Raw genomic sequence first — 16,206 nt, forward strand, 5'->3', positions numbered from 1 at the left:
GTCGAAATCTTGCTAAAAAATTGTAGTTTTGCCTGATATGATATTAAAACCGATTAAAGCAGCGGCATTTGCAGCATTAATGCTTTCTACTGTAATGTTTTCTTGTGGCTCTCGCAAGAATAAGTCTACCAATAAAGTTTTGGTTTCTACAGCAGTCGTGAATAATACAGCGACAGGTGTTACGACGAATACTGATAAGGCAAATACCGCTCAGCCGGTGCTCGTTCAGCCTGCTACTGTAAAGCCAGTAGAAGATGAGTTTATTAAAGCTAATCTCCCTGTTGTTACGCGCGAGTTTCGTGGTGCTTGGGTTGCTACAGTTGCAAATATAAACTGGCCAACGAAGAATAATTTCAATACTGAGTCTCAAAAAAGAGAAGCTATTGCTTTACTTGATTTTTTGAAAGACAATAATTTCAATGCTGTTATCTTTCAGGTTAGACCATCGGGTGATGCTTTGTACAACAGTCCACACGAGCCTTGGTCTTATTTCCTTACGGGACAAATTGGTAAACAGCCGACTCCTTTTTATGATCCTTTAGAGTTTTGGGTTACAGAAGCACATAAGCGTGGTTTGGAACTTCATGTTTGGCTAAATCCATACAGAGCACACCACTCTGCTGGAGGAGCGGTAACGAGCGAGTCGATGGTTAAAAAAGCCCCTGATATGGTCGTTCGTTTGAAAAATGGGATGTATTGGTTTGATCCAGCAAATAGTAATACACAAGACCATGCAGCTAAAGTTGTGCTAGATATCGTTAAACGTTATGATATTGATGGTGTTCATTTTGATGATTATTTCTATCCTTATGCCGAGTATAATGGTGGAGCTGACTTCCCGGATAACCAAAGTTGGGCTGCTTACAAAAATACAGGAGGCAATCTGTCGCGTGGCGATTGGAGACGTGATCATGTAAACCGTTTTATTGAACGTGTTTATAAAGAAATAAAGGCAGAGAAGAATTATGTTAAGTTTGGTTTGAGTCCATTTGGGATTTGGAAACCGGGTTATCCAGCAGGGATAACAGGGTCTTCACAGTATGATGAGCTTTATGCCGATGCTAAACTATGGTTAAACAAAGGTTGGGTTGATTACTTCACACCTCAGTTATATTGGCCGATTGAGCCCGCAAAACAGAGCTTCCCTGCATTATTGAAATGGTGGCAATCAGAGAATACACATCAGCGTCATTTATGGCCAGGATTAAATACGGTTGAGGTTCGTTCTTCGAACCGTCCACAAGAGATTGTTAACCAAGTAAAGGCTACACGTGAGATTGTTCCAAATAGTCCTGGAGAGGTGCACTGGAGCATCGCTGGTTTAACGAAGAGTCCAGCAATGACAGAGGCGCTTCGCAATGGTCCGTATAAAGAGTTGGCTTTGGTGCCACGTACGCCATGGTTGCAAACAAGCCCTGTGCTAGCTCCAACTTTATTGTTGACGCCAGAGCGTAGCAGTGTTTTCGCTAAATGGTTGCATAAGCAGCCTGAAAAAGTGTTCCACTGGGTTGTTTACGCACAATATGGCAATGTTTGGGAATATGAAATTTTAGATCCATCGCAAACGGAAAAAGGATTTCCAACAGTAAAAGACGGAAAGAAATTGCAGGCGATTGCGGTGCGTGCGATTGACCGATTGAGTAACGAAGGTGAATACGTAGCTAAGAAAGTTAAGTAATCTCTAGTTAAAATATCGCGAATATATTACGAAACTACCTAAGATTTTTAGGTAGTTTTGTTTTTGTATGGGGTATCGTAGCTTGGTTTTGGCTTTCTTGTTGGTGTATAGCTTTGCGCTTTTTGGGCAGGAAAGACCTTTTATTGTTCAGCGACCAATTTTATGGGATGCCGAGCGAGAAGCTTTGTCTTTAACCTATCTTAAAGAGCGTCATGGTTTAACGCAGGATAAGGCACAAATAACGCCCCAAATTATTGTTGTCCATTGGACCGATGTGTTGTCGGTGGACAAAACTTTCAGCACTTTTAATCCGGTTCGACTTCCTGCGCGTCCAAATTTGCAAAAGGCGAGCCCATTGAATGTTTCCGCACAATTTTTAATTGCACGCGATGGCACCATTTTTCAATTGCTTCCTGAAACTACGTTTGCTAGGCATGTTATTGGCTTAAATTACTGTGCTATTGGTATTGAAAATATAGGTTCCGCTCGTCGACCTTTGACAGACGAGCAGCTTGCTGCGAATACAGTTTTAATTCGCTACCTCATGGCGAAGTACAAAATAAGTTATGTAATTGGACACCACGAGTATCAACAATTTAAGGATACGAAATGGTGGAAAGAAACCGATCCAAGTTACATTACGGGGAAGTCCGATCCTGGAGATTCCTTTATGAAACGCCTGCGTGAAGCATTGGCCTTGCCTTCCAAATTGACAATTCAGCCCTAGGGTTTTGTTGCGTTTTTACGCGTTTTTATGCATTTATTTCTGTTTTATCGTCTTATAATAGGCGATTATTTAGCTTTTTCATTCTTTTTGCAAAAATAATACTGCAATTTGTTGCATTGTTGTTTAAAAACCCTTAGTATTGTGTAACTAATTAATTTCCTGTGCTATACAGGGTGTAAGTCAAATTATAGAGAAGTTGTTCTTAAGGTCATCTATTGGCTTTAGGAGGGCTAACCAATAACTAAATAATCACTTATTAAAATCGAAACAATGAGAAAAGCATTAATGTTTTCTATTGCTTTGGGAACGGTCAGTTATCCTGCGCTTGCAGCTAAGGAGGCTATTGCTTTGCGGCTTAGTAATCCGCTGAAGACCGAATTTTCCAAAACCAAAGAAGAGCAACAGTCTGTACGGGGTGTTGTTCGGGATAGCAAGGGGCCATTGGCGGGCGTTACCGTTACTGTGCTTGGTAAATCCCAATCTGTTCAAACGGATGGGAGTGGTGTTTATTCAATTAATGCGGCTGTCGGGGATCGGCTTCGTTTTAGTAGTCTCGGTTATGTTTCACATGAGCTTGTCGTCTCAGGGGCGAGCCACAATGTCGTGTTAAAGGTGGGGGAAACGGACTTGGAAGAGGTTATTGTGACCGCAATGGGGATTAAGCGGGAGCGTCGCGCATTAGGTTATGCTGCTCAGGATTTGGGTAGTGAAGAGCTTATGAAAAACAAGACAGCAAATATTATTAACTCCTTAGCGGGTAAAATTGCTGGGGTCAACGTGACACAGACTAGTGGTGGTGCGGGAGCTGGCGCTAGTATCATTTTGCGTGGAGGTACTTCCTTGGAGCGTGATAATCAGCCTGTATTCGTAGTTGATGGTGTCATTTATAATAATGATACCAATATAAATGGCGATAGTGGTTTTGATGGAGGGCAACGTACAAATGGTACGTATAGTAACCGCGTCATGGATATTAACCCTGAGGATATCGAAAATGTTTCGGTATTGAAAGGACCTGCTGCTGCTGCTTTGTATGGTGCGCGTGCTTCGGCAGGTGTGGTATTAATAACGACGAAAAGTGGAAAAGAAGGTAAAGCTTCAATTGGTGTAAATTCTAGGTTTGTTTCCAATTGGGCTAATCGATTGCCAGAGCAACAGAATACCTATAAAAGGGGAGCTTATCAACAAAATGGTAACCTGCAAGAGGGGGATGCTACTGCTACAATGGGATCTTGGGGAGCTAAGTTTGCTCCGGGGGAGACTAGTTATGATAACATGAAAGACTTCTTTAAAGCGTCTTCCACGTGGGATAATTCGGTCAACCTATCTGGTGGTTCAAAAAACAGTAATTTTTATTTTTCTGCATCAGACTTCCGGCAAAATGGGATTATTCCAAACTCTGAGTATAGCAAATCTACGTTTCGGTTTAATGCGCAACAGACTTATGGAGCTTTAAAATTAGCTGCTAATGCCGCTTATTCTGTTGCTGATCAATTGGGGACACTAACCTCTGGAGGTCTTTACAATACTAACGGAGCAGGAGCCGTACAAGGTGCTTTTATTTGGCCAAGAGACATGGATATGCAACATTGGTTGAATGAAGAGGGAAAGAAATTTCGTCCGTTCAACTGGTTGTTGGTGCCTGATGATTTTGATAATCCATATTGGATATCAAATAGGATGACTAAAAAAGATAAAACACAGCGTTTTACAGGTAGTGTAAAGGCTAGTGTTGATATCACGGAATGGTGGGACATTAATTATACCCTTGGCCTTGATCGCTACACGAATACAACCGATCGTTTCTCTGCTCCGGGGTCTGGTATTTCTTTAATTTATCAGAAAGGGCTCTTGTCAGAAAATGATCGCACATTTGAGTTTCTTAGTTCCAACTTTATGACCAACTTCAAGAAGAAGTTTGGTGATTTCGACATGAATTTAATGTTGGGAACTTCGGCGGAGCAAACACGGGTTGATTATAATGGGCGTAAGTCTTGGAATTTTATTATTCCTGAATTCTATGTGTATACCAATACAGCCCTTATCGATAGAGATGCAGCCCAGTCATTAAATAGAAATCGCCTAATTGGTGTTTTTGGAGAATTTAGGACGGCATATAAAGATTTTGCGTATTTGTCGGTGACGGGACGTAACGATTGGACCTCTACTTTGCCAATCGAAAATCGCTCCTACTTCTATCCATCTATTTCGGGAAGTTTTATTTTCTCCAAATTTATCCCAGAAAATAATATTCTATCCTATGGTAAAATTCGTGCGGCAGCGGCAGGTGTAGGTAAAGATACCGATCCCTATGTGACGAACACATATGTGGTGAATCCGGCGGAGTATACTTTATTTGGTGGCGGAACGGGAGTTGGAGTTCGTAATGATTGGTTGCGAGGAAATAAAGAGTTAAAACCAGAAAGAACCATTTCTCAAGAGTATGGTTTAGACTTAAAATTCTTTAAAAATCGTTTAGGCTTGGATATTACGTATTACCAAAACGAAAGTAGAAATCAGTTGATGCAGCCTAGAACAAGTCAGACGACTGGCTATATTTTGATGTACATGAATGCGGGCAAAGTTATCAATAAAGGGATGGAGCTGAGTTTAACGGCTACGCCAATAAAAAAGGAAAACTTTACGTGGGATATTATGATTAATACTTCGGGTAATCGAGGTCGTGTTACGGATTTAGCTCCTGGTTTAGATGTGTTGTACGTTACCGATGTTCAGGTTGGTAATGCTAAAGCAGCATCCTTCAATGGCGGTAATTTTATGGGGATTTCTGGATCTCAGTGGTTAAGAAGTCCTGATGGACACTTGGTTTTGAATGCAGAATCTGGTATGCCGACATCGGATGGTTTGGTGACGCATGAGATTGGAAACCGTGAGCCAAAACTTTTTGGTGGTATAAATAATAATTTCCAATATAAAAACTGGAATCTTTCCTTCTTACTTGATTATCGAATTGGAGGACATGTTTATAATGGAACGGACTACTACATGACGAGTAATGGTATGAGTGCACGTTCGGCAGATCGTGATAAGCTTTCTATTACCGGGGTTGTGAAAACAGGAGAAACACAAGGTGCTGATGGTAAGAAAGTACCTACTTATTCAGAAGTAAAGACTTTTGATTATGAGGTTGGTAAAATGTATCCAATCGGAAATCAAAGCGTTAGTGGCGAGAATGTTATTAATAATTATTATTGGCAAAGTGCCTATAATTTAGAGTCAGCGAACTACATGACAAAAACCAATTGGTTACGTCTGAGAACCGTTTCTTTAGCATATTCATTGCCAAGAGATATACTTGCTCGTGTGAAAGGAATCAAAGGAGCGACAGCTACTGTTACAGGAACGAATCTATGGCTGTGGACAAACTATAAAGGTATGGATCCAGAAACGTCAGCGGCTGGCTCTGGAGCAATAGGGTCTAGTTCCGTAGGTATTGATTACAATGGTATTCCAGCATTGTCTGGGGTTACGTTTGGACTTAATTTAACTTTTTAAAGAGAGAAAACATGAAAAAACTAGCTTATATATGTGGTGCTTTGCTCTTGTTGAACCTTTCTTCTTGTAGCAAATGGTTGGATGTAAATGAAAATCCAAAGAAGGCAAATGAGAATGTGCCTACACCAGATTTAAGATTAAGATCGATTCAGATGCAATTTGTTGACGCCTATGAGTCTTCTGGCACAAGAGCGTCATGGATTACACAAAATATTACTAAAATATCAGGATCGACAAATAACGACCTCATCGTGCGATGGGATTTTCCTTTAGCTTCTACGACTTGGCCATATCAGGCGTGGTTTGTTTATACGGCGGGCAATTTAGAGCCTATGATTGAGAAGGCAAAAGCCGAAGAGGCCTGGCATTATGTTGGCGCAGCCCAGCTCATTCATGCTTGGGGATTTATGTTAATGTTGGATTTGTATGGAGAAATCCCGTATACAGAGGCGTTGAGTGCTAATATATCGCCGAAGTATGATGATGGAAAAACAATTTTTTATGGTTGCCTGGATATGTTAGAGCAGGCGATTCAGAATCTGGCAAAAGCCCAGCCTGCGACGGCAACCAAACTATCGAATGGTGATGTTTGGAACGGTGGAGATACTCAGAAATGGATTAAACTAGCATACGGACTTAAAGCTCGGTGGTTAAATAACCTATCTAAGAAGTCATTTTATGATCCAGATGCTATTTTAGCTGCATTAGAAAAGGCTCCTGCTTCAAATAATGATAATACAACAATGCTGGCAATTAATACAGAGGCAACAAATATTGCTGGAATTGTACGATCTATGCAGCATGGCAATTTGGGAGGGACAGGAAATCGCATGACGAAATGGTATACTGATTTATTGACCAATAGTTTTACGGGGGGCTCTGGCGTGGTTGACCCACGTGCTACACGGATTATTCCAAGTGCTGAGTTTTACAGTAGCACAACAGGCAAGAAGGAGTGGCGTTTGTCTAAAGGAGTTGATCTTATTGGTTCTAATATCCGCAGCAATAGTGGGCCTGTAGCTTATGAAATAATGGCTGCACGTAAAGATCCTGCAACATCGCACCCTTCAGGTTATGTGCGTGCAACAACCGTAGCACAGCGTGGGAATGGTGATTTTTTAAATCGTTGGTATACGACGAATACGGCGGTTCCTCGTCAAGGAGACTCTGTTTATGTATCTGTATATTCAGACCGTTTTGATTGGATTGCTTTAATGGCAGATAATAAGAATGATAACTATTTGGCAAATCGCTATAATGGGATGACGTTAGAAAATCCTAAATTCAACAATACGGTTATCAATGTGAACTCAACAGGTAGTTTTTATATCCGTGCAGATGCTCCGGCTCACCTTTTACCTTATCATGAGATGTGTTTTATAAAAGCAGAAGCATTGTTTAGAAAAGGAGATGCTGGTGGTGCGCTTACGGCATATAAGGCCGGTATTAGGGCACATATGGAGGCTATGAATATACGATTGGCGGGGTATCTTCAGACTGTTTATGGAAAGCAGGTCATATCTGAAACAGAAATCACGACGTTTTTGAATAGCGCTGCGGTCGCACAATCTGCAGGTCAGCTGACTATGGCAAAGATTATGCAGCAAAAACAAATTGCGATGTCGTTGACGATGCAGAACTGGAATGATATGCGAAGATTCAACTACTCTGCACCTGATGCTAAGTTTGGCGTGGTTTATCCTGATTTTGGAAGACCTTTTGAATTTAACTCCGCGGCGGCAGAATGTTATCCTTCCAATGATCCTAAAAACGTGCGTTATTGGCCGCGTCGCATTCAGCAATGTAGCCATGAACGGAATTATAATTCTGAAAATTGGCTAGCGTCTAACCCTGAGGCGGCTGCAAGAACGATTATATCATACCCCGTATGGTGGGATGTTGAAGAATAATCAGTTGATAATGTTTGCTATAAAGAAGGCTATCCATGTATTTGGATAGCTTTTTTTGTGTTTAGTTTTTCGGTTAATTGCTTTTTTGCGCATTTTTTTGCAATTCTTTCTGTTAACAAGTCTTTTAATATGCTATTGTTCAGCATTTTTATTCTTTTTACAAAAAAAATACTGCATCTTCTTGCATTGTGTTTAAAAATACATTAGTATTGTGCAACTAATTAATTGTCTGTTTGGTACAGAGAAATCAAAATTATAGAAAACGTATTTCTTAGCGCCTATTGAGGTTTTAAGAAGACTAACCAGTAACTACTATTCACCTACTAAAATCAAAACAATGAAAAAAGCTTTGCTATTTTCTATTGCTTTGGGAACGGTCAGTTATCCTGCGCTTGCTGCAAAGGATGCGCTTGATTGGCGGTATAGCAATCCGCTGAAGGCCGAATTTTCCAAAAACAAAGAAGAACAAAACACGGTTCGAGGTGTCGTGCGCGACACAAAAGGACCGTTAGGCGGCGTTACCGTGAGCGTCGTCGGGAAGTCACGATCTGTCCAAACGGATCAAAATGGAGGTTACTCCATTCAAGCAGTAAATGGGGATAAACTGCGTTTTTCTGCCATCGGTTATGCCTCTAGGGAGGTTACCGTCGTTTCTGGGGAATTAAATCTAACGATGCAGATTGATGATAAGTCAATCGATGAAGTTGTTGTCACCGCGATGGGAATTGAGCGTTCCGTAAAATCGCTGGGGTACTCAACGCCTAAAGTTGCGGGTGATGATGTTTCAGAAACACAAAGAGAGGCATTTTTCCAAGGATTGCAAGGGCGGGTACCTGGACTGTCTATCAACAGTACGAGTGGTATGCCTGGAGCGTCCGCACAGATTGTACTTCGCGGTTTTGCATCGATATCGGGAGATAATAGCGCCTTAATTGTTGTGGATGGTGTGCCTATTAACAACTCTACAGTTAATGAGAACGATTTAGCCATGAACGGCGCTAATCGTGATGTCGATTATTCTAATCGGGGAATGGACATTAACCCAGAGGATATTGAGTCCTATGTAATTATGAAAGGACCAGAGGCGACAGCTTTGTATGGTAGTCAGGGGGCTGGTGGTGCGATATTGATTACGACGAAGAAAGCGAAAGCCGGAAGTTTCAACGTAACGTATAATTACTCAGGTCGTGTTGAATCTGTGAACAAGTTTCCCGAAAGACAATTTGTTTATATGCAGGGTGTGAATGGTTCTTATGATGGAACATCTGCTTATGCATTGGGTCCTAAGTATAAGGATGACATGGTTTTACATACGGATAATGTTAACAATTTTTTCCGAACAGGTTATAATCAGAAACATAATGTAACTTTTGCAGGCGGGAATGAAAACCTAACTTATCGTTGGTCTAACGAGTATAATGATAATACAGGTATTGTTCCTAACACGCGTTATACCCGCTATTCTTCACGTTTAAATTCTACAGCTAAGTTTTCTAACAAATTCGAATTAAATACATCTTTTAACTATATCTATAGCGATAATGATAAGGCTCGTAAGGGAGCAACAGGTTATTTAATGACGTTGATGCGGTTCAATCCGCTTTACGATGTTCGCGATTGGATAGACGTGAAAGGAAATCGCGTTTTAAATACTCGTGATATTTATAATGAGTTGGATAACCCATTTTGGGATACGTATCGCAATGTCGCGAATGATCAAGTGAACAGAACGCTTGCTTCTACTAACTTTACCTATAAACCGATTAAGTGGATGAACATTAAAGGTACTCTCGGTTTAGATTATTCGAATACACGCGGTATTAATGTGTTGCACCCGCAATCTTATTCGGGATCAGGAAGCTCTACTTCTCCGACAGGTGGTCGATTAAGTGTCTATCAGAATAGTACACGCATACTATATGGTAATTTAAATGCATCGGCTAGAACAAAAATTGGAAAGGATTTTTCTTTAAGTGGTAGTTTGGGTTTTGAGGTTCGTGATTTAAGTTCGATAACGGACTCTCAATATGGAACGAATTTCTTTGATCCAGACTTCTATAATATCAACAATACCTATGCATCAACTCGTTTGTCTAAGAATTCAGTTAATGATTTTAGAACAATAGGTTTTTTTGGTCAAGCCGTTATGGGCTATAAAGAGTTGTTGTATTTAACACTTTCGGGTCGATTGGATGGGAGTTCTCGTTTGATGCCTAATGATCCATTTTTCTCTTATCCATCTGCTTCTTTGGCATTTAATTTTGCCGATTTGGAGTATTTCAAGAATAATGCCTCTTGGTTACAGGATGGGAAGTTGCGTTTGTCTACGGGTAGGACAGGTAAAGGGCCAGGAAGATCGTATTATACACGCTCAAATTATGAACCACAATATTCTACAGGTGGAGGTTATGCTTTTGGGGTGAATGGAGGAAATTCCAAATTGGTCGCTGAGATGACAAAAGAATTTGAAACAGGGTTAGAGTTTTCGCTATTCAATAAATTTGTCACGTTTGATATCGCTTATTTTTCTCGAAAAAGTGACGGGCAAATTATTCTTCCACGCTTAAGTTATGGTTCTGGTTTTGTCCTAAAAATGATGAATGGGGGAGAAGTGAAGAATTACGGAACCGAGATTCAAGCTATATTTAACCCGATTAAGAAAAAAGATTTTAACTGGAATCTAACCTTTAACTATACACAGTATAAAGGGAAGGTTCTTTCTTTAGCAGATGAGCTTCCAGAGCTTTATGAGTCTGATACACAGGTTTTAGGTGGTGTTCGGTCGGCGGTGGTTCCAGGCTATAGTATTGGAGCTCTTACTGGGACTCAGTTTTTGCGAAATGATAAAGATGAGGTGATTATAAATCCTTCTACGGGGCTACCTATTCCTGGAACAGATCGTTATTATCCAATAGCAGATCGCTTACCAAAATTCACATTAGGAACTGTTAATAAGTTTAATTATAAAGATTTCTATTTGACGTTCTTGTGGGATTTACGTTATGGTGGTGATGTATTAAACGGCTTAGATTATAACTTGTTTACGTTGGGTATGTCTACTAAAACATTGAATCGTGAAGATCCTCGTGTTATTAAAGGTGTTCTTCAAGATGGGTTAGAAAATACGGACAATCCAACAAAGAATAGTATTGCGGTAACGCCTTATAGCGCGTCGGCTTATTATTTTACGAATATAGAGCCACGTATGTTTGTGGAGAAGAATATTTATACGATGCGTTTGCGTGATATTACGCTTAGTTACAGACTGCCAAAATCTGCTACACGCTTCTTAGGACAAAAAGCCTCTTTGAATGTGTTTTTTACGGCAACAGACCTCGTGATGTTTACCAATTATACAGGTTTAGATCCTGAGTCTAACTTAAATACACCTGGTTTAGGAGGTATTGGCGGTTATGGGATTGATTTTGGAAATATGGGAAAACCAAAAGGTTACAATTTTGGTCTTAGTTTGAAATTGTAAATCAGATAGTTATGAAAATTAAAATATTAACGGGTATTTTCTTACTTACAACCCTTTTTGTGGGCTGTCGTAAGTTTTTAGATATAAATGAAAACCCATCTCTTCCTCAGGAAGTGAAAGCCGAGTTGTTGCTTGCTCCGATTATTTTTCAAATGGCAAATGGCGTTGCACAAGATTTAACAGTTGTCAATAAGTTTACCCAAAGTATTGTTGGAGGGTCTGCGGATGATGCATCTCGTGTGTGGGAGCGACATGGTTATCGTGTGCAGAGTGACGTTGGTGGTGTGATGTGGCGAATGGTTTACTTTAATCATGGCCGAAATTTAGCCTTAATGATTAGCGATGCTATTAAAAACGAAAAATATGAATATGCAGCGATTGGTTATGCGGTAAAAGCTTGGGGATATCAGATGTTAACCGATTATCATGGCCCTGTGATATTAGATGAGGCTTTACGTGATCAACTTTCTTTTACCTATCAGGATCAAAAAGAGGTATATGCTAAGGTAAGAACATGGTGCGACTCGGCGCTATATTTTCTTGATCAGAAGAGTCCATTAGATTACAGCAGGAGTTTAAATTCGGAGAAAGGTGATAATTTGTTCCGTGGAAACATGGAACGGTGGCGGAAGTTTATTTATGCACTACGTGCGACGCAGTATATCCACTTGGTGAATAAACCAGATTTTGTATCTACTTATGCCGACTCTGTAATATACTATACAGACTTATCATTCTCTTCTAATGCGGATGATGCTAATGTTAAATTCTTAGGCGATAAAAAAGAAACAGCAAATGTTTTAGGGCCTATGCAAGGGATTTACACAAGTTCTTATTATAGTCGTGCTGGATTGCCTATTGTAAATTATTTGGGAGGAGGACTTCGAGGAATACCAGCAAATCCGATTTTCCAACTATACGATCCACGGATAAGCCTAATGTTAAATGTAACTACTTTAGATAGTACCTACACAGGTGGCGTCCCGAATGTTTCCAATACAACCGTTCCACATATTATCGGAAAAATAGTTGATAATGTGTACGATAGTAAGTTTTTGTTTAGAGATAAGGTTGATTTTCCGCTGATGACCTATGCGCAGCTACAATTAATCAAAGCAGAAGCTATGTTTATAAAAGGAGATAAGGATGGTGCTTTTGATGCTTATAAGAAAGCGATTCGTTCGCATATGACTTTTGTGAATAAATATGCAGGGCCAAATGAATCGACAATAAGAGAGATTGATATTGTAAAGTATTTGGAGAGTCCTGAAATACCACAGATTGCGACGGATTTAACCCTTGCTGATATTATGGGGCAAAAATATATTGTGCAATGGGGCTGGGGTGGACTAGAACAATGGTCTGACTTACGGAAGTATAAATATAGTCCAGATGTTTTTAAACAGTATCAACCATTGAGTGGAGCCGCATTGCAGTATAGAGAGTATTGCTATCGCGTGCGTCCACGCTATAATTCTGAATATGTATGGAATGCTGTCGAGTTGGATAAATGGGGAGCCTTGGATCCTACTTATATTCTGAAACCTACATGGGCTATGACTGCAGAACAATAACGTTTAAAGAGCTTATTATGAAATTTCTAAAAAAATTATGTATAGCAGGAGCTTGCCTTTTAGGTTTTAACTCCTGTGAGAAATCCATTCAAGACTTTGGTGAAGTCGAATTTATGGGGCCTGATGAGGTTATTGTTAAAATTAATATGGCCTCCGTTTATCCAGATGATCGCTATATGTATGTGAAGTTTGACAATCAGCGTATTACATCGTTGATACGTGCTCGCGAGCCTTTTCCAGGAGGGGGATATAACACTAGAGGGGAATCAAGACCTGATTTCTTGAAGTTTAAAGCGGGGAGTGTTAATGTTAAGGTCGCTTTGCCTTATAAAATTGATCGGGGATTAGATTCGTTAGTTTTGTATGAGTCTGTTGTTAATTTTGAACCGGGCAAGCGTTATACTTTGCATGTAACGGATACAGCAGCTATGACCAAGATGATTTTAAATGATGAAGATTTGTCGCGTCCCGACTCCACATTTGCACGTTACCGATTTACCAACTTAATGCCTAATGTGCCGGCAATAGATTTATATTATGGGGCAGCAGCAGGAACGGCAGAGCCAACGCAGGATTCACTTGTTGCAAAGAATATTAAATATTTAGAATCTAGTGATTATTTTCAGTTAAATCGTGTCACGGCTCGAACTTGGAAAATTAGACCTGCTGGAGCACCGGTTACAAATGCGTCGGTACTCGCATTGTATTCAAATGCAGGCTCACTATTAGATCGTCGATCATACACCATATATGCGCTAGGTTATCAGGGGTTCGCGTCGAACATCATGAAACCGTATGTTTCATTTTTCTTAGTAAGATAGATATGAATAAGATAAATAAGCAAAGGCTCTTTAGATTAAGTGCTGCTTTCTGTACTATTTTAGCTTTGTTTTCGTGTAAACAAAGAGATGATTATCCTGTATTTGAGGAGCCAAAAGTGGTTGAGGTGGAAAAAGATACTATTCCTCCGGATAATAACATTGAGGCTATAACGAAAAAAATTATGGATGGAACAGATGTTATTAAAACGTTTAAATTGGATTCAACTACAGTTTTGTCTTCTGGAATAAATCGTACACATGTTCGGTTTCAGAATAGGTTGGGACAGTCGATGAGTATGCAGCTTTTAGAGGTTGATTTGACTACACCTAATGTGACGATTCAAGCATTAAGTCCATTTGACGATTACTTGTATACAACGCAGACAGTTAGTGATATGGCGAAGTATAATGAGGATCGGTCTGGTGGTCAGATTATAGCGGCAATCAATGGTGATGCTGCCACTAGTGGTGCGCCAACAGGTTCGTTTATTAAGACGGGGCGCCAAATCAAAACGTCAACAACTACAGCAACGACTAATGTTCGTCCTTTTATTGCTGTAAAAAACGACGGAACGATACTTATCGGAAACCGTCCTTCTACAACGGTGCCTTTAGATGCTTATAATTTAAATGATTTTAAACATTTAGTTTCTGGTGTCTCGTGGCTTTTGTATAAAGGAGATGTTGTAAATAGTACTGTAACTACCGTACAAGCAAATACGGCAATTGGTTTGACTGCAGGAAAAAAGCTTTATGCATTGGTCGTAGATGGTGGTAATAACGCATTCTCTGTAGGCATTACGTATAATGATATGGGGAAAATTATGAAAGCTCTAGGTTGTACGCATGCTTTTTCAACGAACGTGGGTACTAGTTCTGTTATGGTGCAGCGAGAGCAAACAAATGATAGGTTAGAGCCTCTGATTTGGCGTGTTGTTAACAAGCCTACTACGGCAACTGGAGTCGGTAGTGTCAATGGAATTGGTATTGTTGTCAAAAAATAAATCTTTTTTCAGGATTTAAAATAACTTGTCTAAGCCTGAGCAAACAGTAGTTTGTTCAGGCTTTTTTTTGTTTTTCTGAGAAAAATATGTCATTTCCGTTTTTCTTGTTTATGTTTGTTGTTGATTGAAAACCGCATAAATATGATAAAACAGCTCACTATCTTTGCCGCTTTGGCCATTGCTACTGCTTCATGTACCGCACAAACGGCATCTAAAAGCACGGAAAAGTCTAAAATTTCAAAGGCGCAAGCTCATGCGCTTATAACGCCTGCTGCCGATCAGCTTGCTGCTTATTTGCCTTTATTGAAAGGAAAGAAAGTAGGATTAATGGGGAATCAGACTTCTGTTGTTGGACCCGATAAAGAACATCTGGTGGATATCTTACTGCGTGAAAAGGTAGATCTTAAATTCGGGTTTGCACCCGAGCATGGCTTCCGTGGTAATGTAGAGCGAGGTGAGAAGGTTAATAATGATGTCGATGCTAAAACGGGCCTTCCATTATATACTTTGTATGGTGGGAATGAAAAGCAAGACTCTATTGTTCAGTCTATTGATGTCATGCTATTTGATTTGCAAGATGTTGGTGCTCGTTTCTATACGTACATCACTTCTTTGCATCGGGTGATGGAGCTTTGTGCGAAGCATAATAAGCAATTGATTGTGTTGGATCGTCCAAATCCTTGCGGTGATCAAGTTGATGGTCCCGTGCGTAAGGATGATAAATTTAAATCTACTGTATCTTATCATAAAATTGCCATGGTGCATGGCTTGACCATTGGAGAATTGGCTCATATGATTAATGGTGAAAAATGGTTGGAAGCTGGGAAGCAATGTTCATTGACGGTTATTCCTGTTGCCAACTGGGATCATAATATGATGTACGATTTGCCAGTTATTCCTTCACCAAGTTTACCTAATCATTTGTCGGTTCGTTTATATGCATCCTTATGTTTATTTGAAGGTACAGAAATCTCCGTAGGTCGTGGTACCGACTGGCCATTTCAGGTCGTAGGTTATGATAGTCCCGTTTATGGTAAATTTACCTATCAGCCAGGGGAGAAGGCAGGGATGGTGAAGCACGTTGAAGGTAAAGGAACGGTTATGTATGGCGAAGATCTGCGTAAGCTTAATGCGGATAAACAAAAATTCACTTTAAAGTATGTGTTAGATTTTTATAAAAAAATGCCAGATAAGAGTAAGTTCTTTACGAGAGCTGAATTTTTTGATAAGTTGGCAGGAACGGATGAGCTGAGAAAGCAGATTCTTCGTGGAGCGAGTGAAAAAGAGATTCGCAACAGTTGGGCTTCCGATTTGAAAGAATATAAAAAAATGCGCAAAAAATATTTGTTGTATAAAGATTTTGAGTAGAAATTGTTAAGAAAATGTGAAACACGCCTTTGTGCGTGTTTTTTTATTGTGTTTGAATAAAAACGTTAAAAAACGCACAATTATTTTTGTTTTAACATTTCTTAACTATATTAGTGTCGGATTTATC

At 39.8% G+C, this 16,206-nt stretch carries 9 protein-coding genes; all 9 read left to right on the forward strand.

Features of this window, described 5'->3' with window-relative positions; translation table 11 throughout:
- The first annotated feature begins 37 nt into the window (after nt 1–37).
- The 9 genes from WH223_RS03390 (at nt 38) to WH223_RS03430 (ending at nt 16,079) form a co-directional block, all read left to right on the forward strand.
- Nucleotides 38–1,678, forward strand: coding sequence for a glycoside hydrolase family 10 protein (locus WH223_RS03390; protein ID WP_340046123.1), 1,641 nt, complete (start codon nt 38–40; stop codon nt 1,676–1,678).
- Nucleotides 1,679–1,745: 67 nt separating this feature from the next.
- The gene (locus tag WH223_RS03395; RefSeq protein ID WP_340046124.1) at nt 1,746–2,405 is read left to right on the forward strand and encodes an N-acetylmuramoyl-L-alanine amidase; all 660 of its coding nucleotides are present in this window, start codon (nt 1,746–1,748) and stop codon (nt 2,403–2,405) included.
- 270 nt (nt 2,406–2,675) lie between these two features.
- On the forward strand, nt 2,676–5,921 hold the full coding sequence (locus tag WH223_RS03400; RefSeq protein WP_340046125.1) for a SusC/RagA family TonB-linked outer membrane protein: 3,246 nt from the start codon (nt 2,676–2,678) through the stop codon (nt 5,919–5,921).
- A gap of 11 nt (nt 5,922–5,932) precedes the next feature.
- Entirely contained in the window at nt 5,933–7,831 is a 1,899-nt protein-coding gene (locus tag WH223_RS03405) for a SusD/RagB family nutrient-binding outer membrane lipoprotein (protein WP_340046126.1), read from the forward strand.
- A 337-nt stretch (nt 7,832–8,168) separates the two neighbouring features.
- Nucleotides 8,169–11,312 (forward strand): SusC/RagA family TonB-linked outer membrane protein, encoded by a 3,144-nt coding sequence (locus tag WH223_RS03410; RefSeq protein WP_340046127.1) that lies wholly within the window; start codon nt 8,169–8,171, stop codon nt 11,310–11,312.
- Nucleotides 11,313–11,323: 11 nt separating this feature from the next.
- Nucleotides 11,324–12,886 carry a SusD/RagB family nutrient-binding outer membrane lipoprotein gene (locus tag WH223_RS03415; RefSeq protein WP_340046128.1) on the forward strand — a complete coding sequence of 521 codons (1,563 nt, stop codon included), beginning with the start codon at nt 11,324–11,326 and terminating at the stop codon, nt 12,884–12,886.
- Nucleotides 12,887–12,903: 17 nt separating this feature from the next.
- Entirely contained in the window at nt 12,904–13,707 is an 804-nt protein-coding gene (locus WH223_RS03420; protein WP_340046129.1) for a DUF4397 domain-containing protein, read from the forward strand.
- Between the two features lie 2 nt (nt 13,708–13,709).
- Entirely contained in the window at nt 13,710–14,711 is a 1,002-nt protein-coding gene (locus WH223_RS03425; protein ID WP_340046130.1) for a phosphodiester glycosidase family protein, read from the forward strand.
- A gap of 141 nt (nt 14,712–14,852) precedes the next feature.
- Nucleotides 14,853–16,079, forward strand: coding sequence for an exo-beta-N-acetylmuramidase NamZ family protein (locus WH223_RS03430; RefSeq protein WP_340046131.1), 1,227 nt, complete (start codon nt 14,853–14,855; stop codon nt 16,077–16,079).
- The last annotated feature ends 127 nt before the right edge of the window (nt 16,080–16,206 follow it).

Origin of the sequence: Sphingobacterium sp. MYb382 (assembly GCF_037572665.1) — a bacterium.
In the GTDB taxonomy this organism is placed as follows: Bacteria; Bacteroidota; Bacteroidia; order Sphingobacteriales; family Sphingobacteriaceae; genus Sphingobacterium.

Bases quoted from the DNA above. Each gene is read 5' to 3' on its own strand.
- WH223_RS03395 (WP_340046124.1), top strand. From the start codon at position 1,746: ATGGGGTATCGTAGCTTGGTTTTGGCTTTCTTGTTGGTGTATAGCTTT.
- WH223_RS03400 (WP_340046125.1), top strand. From the start codon at position 2,676: ATGAGAAAAGCATTAATGTTTTCTATTGCTTTGGGAACGGTCAGTTAT.
- WH223_RS03430 (WP_340046131.1), top strand. From the start codon at position 14,853: ATGATAAAACAGCTCACTATCTTTGCCGCTTTGGCCATTGCTACTGCT.
- WH223_RS03405 (WP_340046126.1), top strand. From the start codon at position 5,933: ATGAAAAAACTAGCTTATATATGTGGTGCTTTGCTCTTGTTGAACCTT.
- WH223_RS03425 (WP_340046130.1), top strand. From the start codon at position 13,710: ATGAATAAGATAAATAAGCAAAGGCTCTTTAGATTAAGTGCTGCTTTC.
- WH223_RS03410 (WP_340046127.1), top strand. From the start codon at position 8,169: ATGAAAAAAGCTTTGCTATTTTCTATTGCTTTGGGAACGGTCAGTTAT.
- WH223_RS03390 (WP_340046123.1), top strand. From the start codon at position 38: ATGATATTAAAACCGATTAAAGCAGCGGCATTTGCAGCATTAATGCTT.
- WH223_RS03420 (WP_340046129.1), top strand. From the start codon at position 12,904: ATGAAATTTCTAAAAAAATTATGTATAGCAGGAGCTTGCCTTTTAGGT.
- WH223_RS03415 (WP_340046128.1), top strand. From the start codon at position 11,324: ATGAAAATTAAAATATTAACGGGTATTTTCTTACTTACAACCCTTTTT.